Here is a 15,711-nt window from a genome sequence, read left to right as displayed (position 1 = left end):
GACCTCAATCGCCATCAAAGAGCGCTGCCATGACTTACAAACCCGCCGACAATCAACTCTTGCTCAATCGTGAATTGGGTTTACTTGAATTTAACCGCCGCGTGTTGGCGCAAGCCGAGGACGTGCGCAATCCACTTTTAGAGCGCTTGAAGTTTTTGTGCATTGTGTCGAGCAATCTGGATGAGTTTTTTGAAGTCAGAATGGCGTGGTTAAAAGAAAACATCCGGCACAATCCTTCTCGGCTGTTACCTGAAGGGATTACGCCGCATCATGCTTTTGAATTGGTGACCAAAGAGGCGCACGATTTAGTCGAACGGCAATATCGAATTTTGCGCGAGAATGTTTTCCCAGCAATGGAAACCGAGGGGATTTATTTCTTTCGGCGTAGTTTATGGACTGAGGCGCAGCGTGAATGGGTTAGAAATTATTTTTTCCGTGAGCTCAAGCCGATTTTAACGCCGATTGGTTTGGATCCATCGCATCCATTCCCACGCCTTTCAAATAAAATGCTCAACTTTATTGTTGAGTTAGAAGGCCCTGATGCCTTTGGCCGTAATTCTGGGATTGCGATTGTTCAGGCGCCACGTATTTTCCCTCGCTTTGTCAAAATGCCCGATGAAATCGCTGGCACTCAGCATGGTTTCGTCTTTTTATCGTCGATTTTGCACGCGCATATCGATGAGCTATTTTCTGGCATGCATGTTCTCGGTTGCTATCAATTCCGTGTCACCCGCGATTCGGATGTTTCGGTAGATGATGAAGACATCAAAGATCTGCGTGCCGCCATTGAAGGTGAGCTATCGCAACGTCCTTATGGTGATGCTGTTCGCTTAGAGTTGGCCGATAATTGTCCACGACACTTACAAGACTTTTTATCGTCGCAATTTGGTTTGCTTTCAGAAGACATTTATCGGGTCAATGGGCCGGTCAATTTGGTGCGTTTAATGCAAGTGCCAGACCAAGTTGATCGTCCGGATTTGAAATATGTGCCATTTATGCCCGGTATTCCGCCTGAATTGCGTAAACAAGCTGATTTCTTTTCGGCGATTCGGCAGGGCGATATTTTATTGCACCATCCCTACCAAAGCTTTACGCCCGTCGTCGATTTGCTACAGCAAGCGGCGCGTGACCCGCAGGTGGTCGCGATTAAAATGACGATTTATCGTACTGGTGCCGAGTCGGTCTTAATGGATGCGCTCAAAGAAGCGGCGATTCGCGGTAAAGAAGTCACCGTGGTGGTTGAATTAATGGCGCGTTTTGATGAAGAAGCCAATATCAACTGGGCTGCGAAGCTAGAAAGCGTCGGTGCTCATGTGGTTTATGGGGTGTATGGCTATAAAACGCACGCCAAAATGCTGTTGATTGTTCGTCGTGAAGAAGGGCGTTTGCATCGTTATGCGCACGTCGGGACCGGCAATTACCATCCGCGCACCGCCAAGCTCTATACCGACTTTGGTTTGCTGACGGCCAATGCTGATATTACCAGCGATGTGAATGATGTGTTTATGCAGCTCACTGGCTTGGGTTTAGCGGGTGACCATCACGCATTGTGGCAAGCGCCATTTACTTTGCATAGCCAATTTATCGCTGCGATTGAGCGTGAAATTGTGCATGCCAAAGCTGGGCGTAAAGCGGTGATTATCGCCAAAATGAACTCGCTACTTGAACCTTCAATTATTGATAAATTGTATGAGGCTTCGAATGCCGGCGTGACCATTCATTTGATTGTGCGTGGCGTATGCGCCTTGCGTCCTGGTTTGCCTGGCGTTTCAGAAAACATCCGAGTTCGTTCAGTGATTGGTCGCTTCTTAGAGCATCATCGCGTGTTTTATTTCCTCAATGATGGTGCAGAAGACGTGTATTTATCCAGTGCCGATTGGATGGGACGCAATTTATTCCGTCGCATTGAAATTGCATTTCCGATTTTAAATCCCAAAGTGAAGCGCCGTGTGATTCGTGAAAGTTTGCGGCCATTTTTGGTAGATAATTCTCAGGCGTGGGAAATGCTTTCAGACGGGCGTTATCGTCGAAAAGTTGCGCGTGGCGGCAAAATCAGATCGGCACAAGCACAGTTACTCGCCGATTTAGCGGCCGGAACACGGAATTAATCGATGGATTTAATTCTATGGCGCCATGCTGATGCAGCAGAAGGGCTCGATGATCTGGCGCGGCCACTCACGCCCAAAGGCGTCAAGCAGGCTAAGAAAATGGCGGCTTGGCTGCGCACGCAACTTAAAGACGTTGCGCAATATCGTTTGATTTGCAGTGAAGCGGTTCGGAGTCAAGCCACCGCACAATATCTACGCGCGGATGCGGTGGTGGATTCACGGATTAATTTAGGTGGCTTTAACGCGGCCTATTTAGAGTTGGCACACTGGCCACGCGATATCGGCAAAGTGGTGGTCATGGTCGGCCATCAGCCGCATATTGGCCAAGTGGCATCGCTGTTATTGACGGGTAAAGAGCTCGATTGGCCTACGCGTAAAGGGGGCATTTGGTGGATTCAACGCCGCGTGATGGATGGTCGGGTTAAATATGTACTCAAGGCGGCATTAGGGCCAGAGTTAGTTTGAGCAATAAAAAAGGCGGCTTAGCCGCCTTGTTGCTGTCGATGAGTCATGTCAATCAGCTAAGTGCAATGCTTAAGCTGGCACGGTAATGTAAGTTGGCTTGTTCGGTGTGCTCTAGCTGATCGAGTAGTCGAGCCAATTCGGCATGTGCAATGGCACTAGGTTTGACGGCAATACTGGCTTCAAAATAAGTCTGCGCCTTACCCCATAATTCACGTTGATAGCAAAGCCGACCTAAAGTCAGTAGCAAGCGATGATCATTCGGTTGCTGTTTAAGCCATTGTTCGGCCTGTTGCAACTGTGCGGTTAGCGCTTCGCCACGCAGTCCAAGTAAACCATATTGCTCGAGTAATTCACTATTCCACTGGGCATCAATCGCTGCGGCCAAGATGTCGCGAGCGAGCGCGGGTTCACCTTGCTCTTGATATTGAGTTGCGATGCTTGCTGCTAATTGTGGGTTGAGTCTGTCCGCCTCAGGGACTTTACGACACCAATCTTTTAGTTCACGCACGCTCATTGGATGTTGGCGTAATTGTTGCTGATACGCGGCAATCCGAATGTGGTTGGCTTGCTCGGCATCGAGCGCGTCGCTGCGCATTAATTGTTCAACCAGCTTGAGCACCGCATCAGGATTGCGCTCGCGTTGGCGTAAACGCAATTCAATTTTCATTGCCGCTGTGAGTTTAGGATTGATTTCTCGCGCAGCAGCAATGGCTTGGCTCGCTTCTGTGTAGCGGCGTTCATCGAGATAAAGCTCGGCCATTGACATCAATGTTGCTAAATGTTGTTCACCAAGCCGCGCTTGTAATTGCTCGAAATAAGCATCGCGTTTGGCGTAATCACGCATTGAATGTGCGGCTCGAGCACCCAATAAACCATTCACTGCATACGCTGCGTCATTGGGGCTGGCCGCAAAAGCTTCGCTGGCGAGCCGTTCTGAGCGCTGAAAACGCCCTTCATAAAATGCGGTGCGTGCTTCTCGTTCGAGCTGCACTGACGCGATTTCTTGTTGGCGTAAACGATAGCGGCGTACTCGTTCGGGTAAACCGCCTAATTCAGCCAGCATCCGCAGCCCCAAATACAGCACAATCACTGAACCAATCAACAGCAGAATGAAAATATTCAGTGAGATTTCAAGCCGCCAAGGCGGTAGAAAGATCAAAGCGTAGCCGCTATTGACTTGGGCAAATAGCGTTAAGCCAACCGCCAGTGAAAATAAACCAATCAACCAGATTAAGAATCTCACGGCTTGGCCCTCTCGGCAGTGGTGCGTGCTGCGCGAACGGCAGTTAGGCTGGCGCTTAAATCAGGCATGGTGATCGCGAGCGGTTGCATTTGTAGTTGGCGCAAGACCTTAATCGCATTATCAGTCGCAGGGGCGCGGGCATCGAAAAACTGCTGCAAATAACGCTCAGTTGCTTTGAGGTCGCTGCGAAATGCGCTTTCGTTGCGTAGCAATAATGCGGCACGGGCATTGAGTAGGCGCAGTTTGATGTTTTCGCGCAAAAAGAAGCCTTGCTCAGGAGATAACAAGACCAGATCGGGTTGATCAATACGACGAATTTGAATCAGTTGCTTGAGTTCATGCCAAATTTCAGCGCCAAAGCGTTGTGCAGAATTGTGCTGGGTATTGGCTTGGTATCGTGTTGGCGCATTATTGTGGCCGGCATCAACAATCAGCGGCAAGCTATCAATACTATCAATAATGCTATTGAGCTTGGCGGTAATGCCGATCACATCGAGATAAGGTGTGCCTTTTAAGGTGTTGATGTCTTTCGTCAGCGCTTGGCGAACATTGATAAGCTCTGGACGATTTAGCTGAGCCAGTTGCACGTCGATATTATTTAACGCGGTTAATGCGCTATTGATATCGCCAGCAATTTGTAATTGTTGGCTGGCAAAAGACAGCATTTGTTCGACTTCTGCGAGGCTATGTAAGGTTTCGCCTCGACTGAGGTTATCGTACATATGATTGAGCGCTTCTTGTCGCGCGCCGGCCTCTGCTTGCTTGTTTTCTTGAATATCCAAGCGCGAGATAATTTTTTGCTGTGTTTGGCTAGACTCTAGGCTCGATTGGCGTAGCGCTTGCTGTAATTGATTATTGCTGGCCAGTTCACGACTCAGTTCTAACTTGAGTGACTCCATCGCGTTTTGCTGGTATAGCCAAGCGCCTGCGCTGGCTAAAATGGCCACAATCGCTAAAATCAACGCGGGTTGCGGCACAATGCGCCGTGGTGTGGCATTGAGTGCCGCAGAAAAAGTATTTGGATTGTCTTGATTCATCGGGCTCTACACTTTTTGAGATGAAACCGGTGAAAAATACCGGCAAATCGAACGGGTAATACCATCATCGCCGGCCTCGGTTGGCTCAATATGCTGAGCGCCATGCGCTTTGAGTGTCGCGGCAATTCGTGGGTGCGGAACAAAATAGAGCCTACATTGTAACTTGAGCTGCGCTTGCTCTCCAGCCCAGCTCAATAAGTGTTGTGCTGCTTCTGAGCTAGAAATAATAATGCCATCGCAGCCCAAAGCCAATTGCTGCTCAAGCTCTTGCGGATCTAAAGCGGCAACGCGGCGCTGATAGGCCGTCACCAATTGTACGCTCGCACCTGCCGCGATTAAGCCTGCTGGCAATATATCGCGGCCACCATTGCCACGAAACAGCACAATTTTTTTGCCGGTTTGATCCCCCAACGTCGCCAATAAGCCTTCACCATCAAATTGCTGTGCGGGACAAATGATGTGTTGCATACCCAATTGGGCGGCTCGTTCGGCACTGCCCGGGCCGATCACGGCAACGGGTAAATGACTGGGCCAAGGCGTTGAGCGCGCCAACATCACTTGATCTAATGCCGAAGGGCTAATAAAAATCGCCAAGTCAAATTGATCAAGCTGCGCCAGCGCGTTCTGGAGTTCTTGCGCTGGATTGGGTGGCGTAATGGTGAGCAGTGGTAGGGTATAGCATTGCGCGCCATGTTTAGAGAGCGCCGCAGCTAAATACCCAGCCTGTGCTTCAGGCCGGGTAATCCATAGTCGCAAGCCAGCAAGCGCTAAAGTCATACCGCTAGTTGTTTAAGAATCTCGCGAGCGCCTTCGGTGCAGAGTAAGTCGGCAACGATACGCCCTAAGCCATCCGCCGCAGCGAATGAGCCATTGGATTCGGCCACCACGCGATGGCTGCCATCGGGCATGGCCACTAAACCGCGTAAGCGTAAAAAGCCGTCTTCATTGGTGGCATAAGCCGCCAGCGGAATCTGGCATGAGCCATTTAAACGACGGGATAAAGCCCGTTCAGCAGTGACGCAAGCGGCGGTTTCTGCATGATTGAATGGTGCCAGTAAGGTCATTAAATCCGCGCGATCGCTGCAAATTTCAATCCCTACAGCGCCTTGCCCCGGTGCCGGTAGGCTAATTTCAGGTGACAGCTCGCAAGCGATACGTTCGGTAAGACCGAGTCGTTTTAAACCGGCGGCCGCTAAAATGATGGCGTCAAATTCACCGTCGTCGAGTTTTTTGAGGCGGGTGCCGACATTGCCACGCAGCGGCTTAACCACTAAATGCGGATACAGTGAGCGAATTTGGCTTTCGCGGCGCAAGCTGGCGGTGCCGACAATCGCGCCAGCAGGCAGCTCGTCCGGATGTTTGAATCGATTGGAAACAAAGGCATCACGTGGGTCTTCGCGCTCACCAATGGCCGCCAAACTAAAGCCTTCTGGCAACACCATGGGGACGTCTTTCATCGAGTGGACGGCCAAATCGGCACGCCCCTCGCTCATGGCTTGTTCGAGCTCTTTGACGAACAAGCCTTTACCGCCAATTTTATTGAGGGTAACGTCTAAAATTTTATCGCCTTGGGTGGTGATGCCCAGCAATTGAACCGATAAATTCGGATAAGTCTTTTCTAGCCAAGACTTCACAAAATGAGCTTGCCAGAGTGCCAGCGGGCTTTCGCGAGTGGCGATCACCACTTTGGTTGGCAGAGTTGGGCTCATAAGAAAAATCCTTCAGTCAGACAAAAACACAAGTCTAACATGCGCGATGCAGCATGCGCTGCTCGCACCTTATTCGAGATGAGGTTTGCGCTCGGGCTGAGGATGATTCTCTGAGTTGAAGTCAAGAAAATCCAAATGTGGCACCGTTGACTCAGCGCTGCCCAGTGTTATTTCGGGCTCAAAAGCCGGAAACATTTCGATTTCCTCGGCGGCTTGAAACGAAATCTCATGCATTTCATCGTGCACTTCAGGCAGTTGAATATCCAACATCACTTCTGGCGTGTTGATTGGCGCGACTTCGCTGATTTCAAAGTCCATCGTCGGCGTTGGTGTTGGCGTCGGGACGAATGGGGTTTCGATATCTAAGAAGGCATGCATCATCGTGGCCGGTGTCGGATCAGGATGGATGTCTAGCTCGACCCCTTTGCTGTCTGCCGTGATGATCTCGGCCGCCATCGTGCTCGGGCGATTTTGGCGTTGATAGAGCTCATTTTCGGGATCAAGTTTTGAGCCGATATTGCGCACCAGTTCCCAATCGGCTTCGTCTTTAACGATCAGGCTTAAGTTTTTCGCCAAATTGGCATATTCGGTTTTCATGCCCTGTTGGCGGAAAACTCGGAATAGCATTAACCAACGCTCGATATCTTCTGGGTCTTCATCAATGCTGCGATACAGTAAATCAATCGCTTCGGCGACTTCACCTTGTCCCAACATAATTTGGATGCGTGCCAAATCGACCGAATCAAAATCGCTGACTTCAATTCCTGCACCAGGGTGATGTAAAAAAGACATCATGGTTGGCGTATGTTCGCTGGCTTTATGCCGCGTGGCATAGGTTTTAAATTGCCCCATCAAGGTTTGTTCGCTGTGGTGGGCGAGTTCATTTGTTTGCTGCGCTTGGCGGCGACGCCAAAATAGCCAGCCGCCAATCGTGGTGACGATACCCATTAAGCCTAAACCAATCAGCCAAGTTGGCGTCTTGCTTGCGGGCTCTGCGACTTCTGGGGTTGGCATAATGCGTTTTTTATTGGGTCGGCTGGCGGTTATGGCGGCAGCGGCGGCTGGGCTCACCGTACTGGCGGTGCTGAGCATCTCGGGTGCGCTTGCGATTGCCACGCTGGCGATTGGTAAGCTGGCGCTGTTGAGCTGGCTTAGACGCGCATTTAGTTGCTCGACTTCCAGTTGTAATTTGAGCTGTAATTCTTCTAGGGTTTTGACTTTCTCTTCTAAAACTTGCGTGTACTGCGCGGTTGATGGCGTAGCCGTTGGTTTAGTGCGTTGACTTGGATCGCTATCGAGTCGCAATTGACCCGCTTCTACTGTCGGTGTGGTTGGCGATTTTTTTCGTACTGAACGTAATTTATCGGGAATGCTCACCACGGTGCCAGCACTCAGTTCGGCACTGGGATCAAGATCGGGATTGCTAGCGCTGAGCTTTTGCAAGTAACGAGGATATTGCGGCGTGTTTTCGGGATAATAGCGTTTAGTCAGTTCGCGCAAACTCATTGGTTTTTTTAGCGTAAGCGGTTGATCGCTTCTGGGCGATACATCTTGCATATTGCTGGATTCAGGCCGACGAGTGCGTACTTCACGCGGCAAGGTGCGACTTGCTATTTCGCGCTCGGTGCCGAGTGGGGCGATATTTAAAAAGGCAGTGAAATCACGCGTAATGTGTTGATTGGCGCAGGCGAGCTTCACCGCAAAAGCAATCGTTGGTTCACCGACTGCAGCGCGTGATTCGATTAGCAATACGCCACTCTGTTCCCCATTGGGACGGATTTGGATGGTGGCTGGGCCTAAGCCGGGTAATTCATTGTTAGCTGCGCGTAATTCAATGCATTGTTCATTGAGGGCTTCGCCGGCATTTAAGCGGTAGGGCACAAGGCCGCGAAAGGGTTGGCCAATATAAGATTGTAATTGCAATTCGCCGATGGTCATGCCGTGAGCTGAACCAAAGCTTAGACCCAGTGTGACGCAGAGTGTGGCGCGGCGAAATTTAAAATGCGGCATTGATAATTTAAACCATAAATTGAATATTTCATTCATTGTCAGGCCTTCTGGCATTCAACTCAACAAAAAAATAAATTAGCTCACGTGATATTCATTTTTAGCTAATTTGCTGAGTTTTTTCAAATATAAGCATATATTAATGTGCTGGCGCTCAATTGCTGGCTTGATTTACGACATCAGCAAAGCATAAAAATGTCGTATCAAGTCATTTCACCATAAACAAAGCTGTTCAGGCACATTGCTGCGTTCGTCAAAACGTACCCCCAAACCCAATAAACGCACGGCCTGTGGGCTACGTTTTAAGCCTTGTTCGAGTAGTTGAATATAGGTATTTAATTGCGGCGAGTTGCAAATACATTCCACTGTCGTTTGTGTGAAATCAGCAAATTTAATTTTGATAAATACTTTATGAATTCGCTCATCGGCTAAACGCTGCATTCGAATTTGCCAATCGCTAAATAATTCTGCGAGCGCTTGCTGGCAAGCTGCAGTACTTAAATCATGGGCGAATGTATTTTCTACCGATAATGATTTTCGACTTTCATGCGGGGCTACCGGGCGATGATCGACACCTTGGGCTTGTTCGTGCAGTAAATGCCCTAGGCGGCCAAATTCGCTGATTAATTGCTCTAATGACCAAGCCTGAATATCGGCACAGGTATGTATACCGCGCAACGCCAATTTATCCGCCGTGACCTTGCCAATACCCCATAGTTTTCTCGCCGGTAATTGCGGCATAAATTCGGCAATATCTTGTGGCCGAATCACAAATTGCCCATTGGGTTTGCGCCAGTCGCTGGCAATTTTGGCGAGTAATTTATTTGGCGCAATGCCGGCGCTGGCGGTGATGCCGATGTCGCGCTCGATGCGCGCCCGAATTTGTTCGGCCATTCGTGAGGCGCTACCTGCGCAATGCGGCTGCCCGCTAACGTCTAAATACGCCTCATCTAAAGAAAGCGGCTCGATTTGATCGGTGTAGTCGGTAAAAATGGCGCGCATTGCCTGTGATGCCGCTTTGTAACGGGCAAAATCGGGCGGCACCACCACCAGTTGCCGGCAACGCTGTTGTGCTCGATACGTCGACATCGCCGAATGAATGCCAAATTGGCGCGCAAGGTAGTTGCAAGTGGCAATGACGCCACGGCGCTCTGCCGAGCCGCCCACCGCGAGCGGGACTGCGCGGAGTTCAGGTCGATCACGCATTTCAACGGCGGCATAAAAACAGTCGCAATCGATATGAATAATTTTGCGCTGAGGCGTCACGATGTGGCTTGAGTAAATAAAACAAATTGTACGTTCGTTCTATATGACTGTCAGTATTTTCTGCTTCAGCGGTGATTGCGCCGCACTGCTTTTATATCGTGCTAATGGGTATATCAATACGGCTTAATATTGAAAAGGCCTGCATGGCCATACATCGTACTACTCGCCGTTGCGGCGAGTGAGTGGCGGTGTAGTTTATGCTGGTGCTGTGCTAGCGAGTATCGATTAGCGGCAGTAGCTCGCCATGATATAGCTACGCTGAGTCGGGTATTTCCGGCCGCTCGGCGCGCAAGTTTTGAGCACCACATCGCCGGTGTCATAACGGCGCGACATGGTGACGCGTTGACCGATATTGAGTTTTTTGCGTTTGTTGTTGTAAGCGTTGAGGATTGAGTCGTAAGTCCCGGTCGCGATGGGCTGCTCGACGCCGTGGATGGTAATAAGCTTCAGAATGTAATTGTGCTCGGTCATGAGGTCTCCAATTGCAGCTTATTGAAGCGCCGATCTGTCGTTGGGCTCTACGCTTGATTTGCATTGAGTGAACACAACATCAAATCATTGCTTTAAAAATGAATCACCAGAATCAAAACTGTTTTGCCGCGAGATTTTGCTTGGCCAGCAAAGCATTGAGTCAGCACTCAGTATCTGATTATATTTTTACCAATTTGTTGCAGTTAAGAAATAAAGTGGGAGTGTTGTTTTTTAGTTTTTGTCAGTTTTGAATCAGTTAAAAACAATGCTGGAGTCGGTTGATGTTCTGCTACGGTTAATGTATTTCACTGTCAATAGGGCGATGTGATGACTCAACTGGATGACCTTACTCGTCGGCGTGCCAGCCAAATTGTGTATCAGATTTTCCCCGAGCGATTTGCGATTGGTGGCGGCCTTAGTAGCGCAGAAAAACTGGCCCATGCCGCTTATGACGGGCCGAATATAGCCAAACGGGACTGGGATGACAGCACCTTAAATCAGCCGTGGGGACAGCAATTTTTTGGTGGTGACTTGGATGGTATCGCTGACAAAATCGACTATCTGCTGGACTTAGGGGTGACCGGGGTTTACCTCACGCCGATTTTTAGCGCACCGAGCAATCATAAATATGACGCCACGGATTTTTTTACCATTGACGCGATGTTTGGTGGTGAAACGGCATTACGACGCTTGATCGATACCTTGCATCAACAAGGCATGAATTTGACGTTAGATGCCGTTCTCAATCATGTTTCTGAATTGCATCCGTGGTTTTTGGCGGCGCAACAAGGCGATCCAAGCAAGCGCGATTGGTTTACTTTTCTGGCTGATGGGCGGTATTTATGTTGGCAAGATTACGGCTTAATGCCGGAACTCAATTTGGCTAATCCAGCAGTCAGAGACGTGTTATATCGCCAGCCCAATAGCGTGGTGCAATATTGGTTAAGTCGGGGTATCGACAACTGGCGCTTTGATGTCGCGCAAGACGTCGGTATACCCGTGGCACAAGAGATGGCCGCGCTGGTGGGGAATGTGTATCCAGAAGCTGGCTTACTGGGTGAATTAAATGGTTTTTCTGGTGGCTGGTTTCAGGCTGGTGCTGGTTATAGTGGCATGATGAATTACTGGTATCGCACCGCGATTTTGGCTTGGCTGGCAGGAGAAATCGATGGCGTACAAATGAATGCGGCGATTCAAGACGCTCGTGATGCGTATGGACTGGAAGGACTGTTGTGTTCGTGGAATATGTTATCCAGCCACGATACGCCGCGTTTGATTACCACCGTTGGTAATTTGCATGACGCGCAACTGGCGATGGCAATGCAATTTACTTTGCCGGGCATTCCACTGGTGTATTACGGCGAAGAAATTGGTATGCAAGGTGGCGCGGATCCAGATTGCCGCCGGCCAATGCGCTGGAACGAGGCGGACTGGAATCACGCGCAGCGGGCGTGGGTGAAGCAATTGATTGCCATTCGCCAGCAAAATACCGCCCTACAGTATGGCGATATCATCGTTTTGGGGCATAGATTGGCGGGCAATACCATAGTTTTTTTACGTGCCACCGATATTCCGGGGGCGGCCGCTTTGGTGGTGGTGAATTTGGCCGATACGCCGCTAGCGAGTCGTTTATTGATTCCTTATTCGCATTGGTACGACGGCGTGCCGTTGCGTGATGCTTTAGGTGGCGCGCCTGATTGCAAAATGCAGGCCGGTAGTGTGTTGCTGCAATTGCCAGCGCGTTCGGTGGCGATTTATCAGGCGTTTGAGCCTTACCAAAACTACACTTTTTTTAAACCGCGTAATCAGTAAGGCCGTGCACAGCGCATGATGCGAAAGAAACGCAGTACCGCTTGGCTTGCAATAGCGGCTTATTTTGAATGGCCGTTGATTTCATTGAGATATTTTTAAACCGCAATAATTTTTGGTTAAAATGCTTGCCAAGCCAAGTGGAATCAGGAATAATCCGCCTCCTACACAGAACACACTCATGCCCGGGTGGCGGAATTGGTAGACGCAGGGGACTCAAAATCCCCCGCCGAAAGGTGTGCCGGTTCGAGTCCGGCCCCGGGCACCAAATTCAAAAAAGCCGATCTTTTAGATCGGCTTTTTTACGTCTAATCATTTCATTTTTGACTAATCATCATCTCGGCCGCGATCACGATCACGGCCGTGGTGGTGATGCTTTTTATACTTCTTATATTTTTTATCGTGGCGATCATGCCAACGACCTTGGTGATAGCGATAGTGCGATGACCAATAGCGCGGCGTTTGCCAGCGGCGACCATCCCAGTAATAACCTTGATGATTGCGCGAGCCGAGCAGCAAGATTGGCCTTGCCGGTGAAATCACCACCGGCGTGCCGATGCTGATATTAATATTAGCCGCAGCGCTGAGCGGAAAGGCGCATGCTGCGCTGATGGCCAGAATAAAGAGCTTGTTCATAGACACGATTATCAATTGAAAGCAGCGATTAAGTTGTTACGCAAACGTGTTTTGGCCTATGGCCATCCCACTGTTGCACCCAAACTGAGCATAAATTCGATCTCTGATGACGGCTATGATGCAGGCCACTCTTGGCTTGGTAATTTTGCGCTACTGCGAGCCTTTTGGCGCCTTGCCTTGCGTTAATTAAGACGCCGCAACCAACTCAATCCAACACCAGCAGGCTTTAGCCGCCGGCACGTTTGGTTTTAAAGCCTTGTCGGTTGAGCTCGTTGATGATGTTGTCGCGATGCTCGCCTTGAATTTCGATTTGCCCATCTTTGACCGTGCCACCGGTGCTGCATAAGGTTTTGAGTTGTTTGCCCAGCGCGGTGAGTGCAGCGTTATCGAGGATTAAGCCTTTGACGACAATCACGGCCTTGCCTTTGCGGAGCTCGCGGCCCACTCGGGCGATGCCGTCGCCGCTGGGGAGCGCCGCTGTGCAGGTGCAGGCTGCCATCGGTTGGCGACACGTGGGGCACATGGTGCCGTGCTCGGTCGAATAGACTAATCCACCGCTGGATTTTTTACTCATCTTGCCCTGCCTTCAGCTTGGGAAATAGCACTTCGGTATAGCCAAATTGCGTCATATCGCTGATGCGTTGTGGGTAGAGTACGCCAAATAGATGATCGCATTCGTGTTGCACCACACGCGCGTGAAAGCCACTCACGGTGCGATCAATCGGCGTGCCAAATTGATCAAAGCCTTGATAACGTATCTGGGTATAGCGTGGAACAACACCGCGCAAGCCGGGTACAGACAGACACCCCTCCCATCCAGACTCGAGCTCAAGGCCAATGGGGGTAATGATGGGGTTGATGAGAATCGTTTGTGGCACCGCATCGGCATCGGGATAGCGCGCACTTTGCGTAAAACCAAACACCACCATTTGCAGGCTAACGCCGATTTGCGGCGCGGCAATGCCCACGCCTTGGCTGTCGGCCATCGTATCGAATAAATCAACGATGAGTGCGTGGAGTTCGGGCGTATCAAACTCGCTGACGGTTTGCGCCGTAGTTAGTAGCAAGGGTTCACCCATTTTTAATACTGGACGAATAGGCATAATTGATTTGCGGAAGGAAAAAAACAATTTTAACTGATCAAATCCATACACTGAAATAAAAACGGCGGCCTTGGCCGCCGAATTTTATTGCATCAGTGCGTCGTTTAACTGACGCGATAGCGCGAGATTTGATTACTCAGTGTATCGGCCATGGTGTCGAGGGTGAGAGCGGTGCCAGCCACATGCGCGGTACTTTGGGTGTTTTCATCAATCATTTGGACGATAGATTCAACACGATTGGCGAGCATTTGACTGGCCGATGATTGTTCCGCGAGTGCAATATTCACTTCTTCAATCACTTGCGCTACCGATTGCGCGCTGCCACTAATGCTGCTCATGGCTTGGCCAGCATTGTGAGCCACTTGCATCCCCATTTCCACGCTACTGACCGACGTGCGCATTTGTTCGGCCATGTTTTTAGCGCCGTGCTGAATCGTGCTAATCATGGCCGAAATTTCTTGTGCAGAACGGCCGGTTTTTTCGGCTAATTTACGCACTTCATCAGCCACGACAGCAAAGCCACGGCCTTGCTCGCCGGCACGCGCGGCCTCGATTGCCGCATTGAGCGCAAGTAAATTAGTTTGGTCGGCGACATCTTTAATCACCATCGTAATGCCAGAAATTCGATCGGATGAGGCATCGAGTTCTTCAGCGGTGAGCGCGGCTTGGCGAATCGAATCGGCAATGCGGCCAATGTCGGCGACCATGGTACTAATGTGCTCAACGCCATTGCTGGCCGCTTGACCCGACTGCTGTGACATTTGCCGTGCATCACCCGATAAGTTGGCGATATGGCTAATGCTGGTGGAGATTTCTTCTAGCGTAGCGGCCATTGAAACACTTTGATCGGACTGTATTTCAGAGCTGTTTTTGACTTGTGCTGAGGTAGTCGATAATTGTTGCGCTGAGTTTTTTAGCTGTGATGATTGATGTTGTAGCTCGCCCAAGGTGGTGGCGAGTGCGCCGAGTAAACGATTAATGGCCTGCGCCATATCGGCCAGCTCAGTGCCGCCATTGAGCGGCAGGCGGCGAGTCAGGTCACTTTGTTGATCAATTTGCATGATTTCGTGTTGCATAAAATGCAAGGGGCGAATAATTGAGCGACTGATGAAAAGGGCAGCGGTAATGCCTGCAAGTAGGGCGATTGCGCCCATCAGTAAGAGAAAATTGCGACTTTGATCGGCTTGTTCGGTGATTTTTGATTGTGCCGCCAACACGGCTTGATGCGACACATCATAGCTGTGTTTAACGCTCTCTCCGAGGTCACGAATCGGTTGCTTATAGGGCTCAAGCGCCAGATTGGCTTGTTGCGGCGTGGTGATTTGGCCGGAGGCAATTTGGCCATACACGGTGTTCAGTGCCTCTTGATAGCCTGTCACTTGCATGGGCATTTGAGTGGCACTGCTTTTGAGCTCGGGTGAGAGTGGCAATGCGCTGAAATTGCTAATTGCAGTATTGAGTGCCGTCAGTTGGGTATCCCATTCGGCTTTGAGTTTTTTTACGGCATCTGGATTTTGCACATCCAAGGCAAAAAATAAGTCTTTTTCTTTTTGGCGGGTTCGAGTCACGAGATAGCGAATTTCTTGCGCTTGATCGCCAATGGCCACGTCGGACTGCAAAATTTGCGTGTTAGATTGCTGCAAGTTGCGAAGATTAAAGACGCTGATGGCAATAATGGCGAGTAAGAGTGCGAGCAATAAGCCAAAGCCCAGCATGAGACGAGTAGAAATTTTAGCAAACATGATCAAAGCTCCGGTCGGATATGGCGTCAATTTTTCGTGGTGGACGGTGTAAATTGAAAGCAGATCAATTGAAATAAGTGATGTGGTTATGCATGCTGCTGCGTGGAATAACCGC

General features: G+C 50.0%; 13 protein-coding genes, 1 tRNA gene and 1 pseudogene. 4 read left to right on the top strand and 11 right to left on the bottom strand.

Annotated features, from left to right (window positions below):
* Positions 1 to 26: 26 nt before the first annotated feature.
* Together ppk1 and LG219_RS14535 are read left to right on the top strand one after the other, a co-directional pair.
* Positions 27 to 2,108 (top strand): annotated as a pseudogene (gene ppk1, locus LG219_RS14540) (polyphosphate kinase 1); the annotation flags it as partial.
* A 3-nt stretch (positions 2,109 to 2,111) separates the two neighbouring features.
* Positions 2,112 to 2,573: a SixA phosphatase family protein gene (locus LG219_RS14535; protein WP_226765172.1), complete on the top strand. Its 462-nt coding sequence runs from the start codon at positions 2,112 to 2,114 to the stop codon at positions 2,571 to 2,573.
* 52 nt (positions 2,574 to 2,625) lie between these two features.
* Here LG219_RS14535 and LG219_RS14530 read toward each other — a convergent pair whose 3' ends face one another.
* The 7 genes from LG219_RS14530 to LG219_RS14500 form a co-directional block, all read right to left on the bottom strand.
* A complete protein-coding gene (locus LG219_RS14530; protein WP_226765171.1) occupies positions 2,626 to 3,816 on the bottom strand; it encodes a heme biosynthesis protein HemY in 1,191 nt (396 codons plus the stop codon).
* Positions 3,813 to 4,853: a uroporphyrinogen-III C-methyltransferase gene (locus LG219_RS14525; RefSeq protein WP_226765170.1), complete on the bottom strand. Its 1,041-nt coding sequence runs from the start codon at positions 4,851 to 4,853 to the stop codon at positions 3,813 to 3,815. Before LG219_RS14525 ends, LG219_RS14530 begins: the two co-directional genes overlap by 4 nt.
* 6 nt (positions 4,854 to 4,859) lie before the next feature.
* Positions 4,860 to 5,630 (bottom strand): uroporphyrinogen-III synthase, encoded by a 771-nt coding sequence (locus LG219_RS14520; RefSeq protein WP_226765169.1) that lies wholly within the window; start codon positions 5,628 to 5,630, stop codon positions 4,860 to 4,862.
* The gene (gene hemC, locus LG219_RS14515; protein WP_226765168.1) at positions 5,627 to 6,562 is read right to left on the bottom strand and encodes a hydroxymethylbilane synthase; all 936 of its coding nucleotides are present in this window, start codon (positions 6,560 to 6,562) and stop codon (positions 5,627 to 5,629) included. The genes LG219_RS14520 and hemC overlap by 4 nt, the downstream gene beginning before the upstream one ends.
* 69 nt (positions 6,563 to 6,631) lie before the next feature.
* Positions 6,632 to 8,608, bottom strand: a complete 1,977-nt coding sequence (locus LG219_RS14510; protein ID WP_226765167.1) for a type IV pilus assembly protein FimV — start codon at positions 8,606 to 8,608, stop codon at positions 6,632 to 6,634.
* A 174-nt stretch (positions 8,609 to 8,782) separates the two neighbouring features.
* A complete protein-coding gene (dinB, locus tag LG219_RS14505; protein WP_226765166.1) occupies positions 8,783 to 9,835 on the bottom strand; it encodes a DNA polymerase IV in 1,053 nt (350 codons plus the stop codon).
* Positions 9,836 to 10,060: 225 nt separating this feature from the next.
* Positions 10,061 to 10,306, bottom strand: coding sequence for a hypothetical protein (locus tag LG219_RS14500; RefSeq protein ID WP_226765165.1), 246 nt, complete (start codon positions 10,304 to 10,306; stop codon positions 10,061 to 10,063).
* A gap of 327 nt (positions 10,307 to 10,633) precedes the next feature.
* On the opposite strand from LG219_RS14500, the gene LG219_RS14495 reads away from it, so the two are divergent.
* Positions 10,634 to 12,118, top strand: coding sequence for a glycoside hydrolase family 13 protein (locus LG219_RS14495; protein WP_226765164.1), 1,485 nt, complete (start codon positions 10,634 to 10,636; stop codon positions 12,116 to 12,118).
* A gap of 180 nt (positions 12,119 to 12,298) precedes the next feature.
* Positions 12,299 to 12,383 (top strand) — tRNA-Leu (locus LG219_RS14490).
* Positions 12,384 to 12,442: 59 nt separating this feature from the next.
* On the opposite strand, the gene LG219_RS14485 is transcribed toward LG219_RS14490, so the two are convergent.
* From LG219_RS14485 to LG219_RS14470, 4 genes are all read right to left on the bottom strand, one after another.
* A complete protein-coding gene (locus LG219_RS14485; RefSeq protein WP_226765163.1) occupies positions 12,443 to 12,751 on the bottom strand; it encodes a DUF2502 domain-containing protein in 309 nt (102 codons plus the stop codon).
* Positions 12,752 to 12,977: 226 nt separating this feature from the next.
* On the bottom strand, positions 12,978 to 13,325 hold the full coding sequence (locus LG219_RS14480) for a translation initiation factor Sui1 (protein WP_226765162.1): 348 nt from the start codon (positions 13,323 to 13,325) through the stop codon (positions 12,978 to 12,980).
* Positions 13,318 to 13,854 (bottom strand): peptide deformylase, encoded by a 537-nt coding sequence (gene def / locus LG219_RS14475; protein WP_226765161.1) that lies wholly within the window; start codon positions 13,852 to 13,854, stop codon positions 13,318 to 13,320. The genes LG219_RS14480 and def overlap by 8 nt, the downstream gene beginning before the upstream one ends.
* A gap of 104 nt (positions 13,855 to 13,958) precedes the next feature.
* The gene (locus LG219_RS14470; RefSeq protein WP_226765160.1) at positions 13,959 to 15,596 is read right to left on the bottom strand and encodes a methyl-accepting chemotaxis protein; all 1,638 of its coding nucleotides are present in this window, start codon (positions 15,594 to 15,596) and stop codon (positions 13,959 to 13,961) included.
* Between the last annotated feature and the right edge of the window lie 115 nt (positions 15,597 to 15,711).

Source organism: Deefgea salmonis, from assembly GCF_020531905.1.
In the GTDB taxonomy this organism is placed as follows: Bacteria; Pseudomonadota; Gammaproteobacteria; order Burkholderiales; family Chitinibacteraceae; genus Deefgea; species Deefgea salmonis.
The sequence above is the reverse complement of the archived record's forward strand: the minus strand, read 5'-3'. Positions and strand labels throughout refer to the sequence as shown.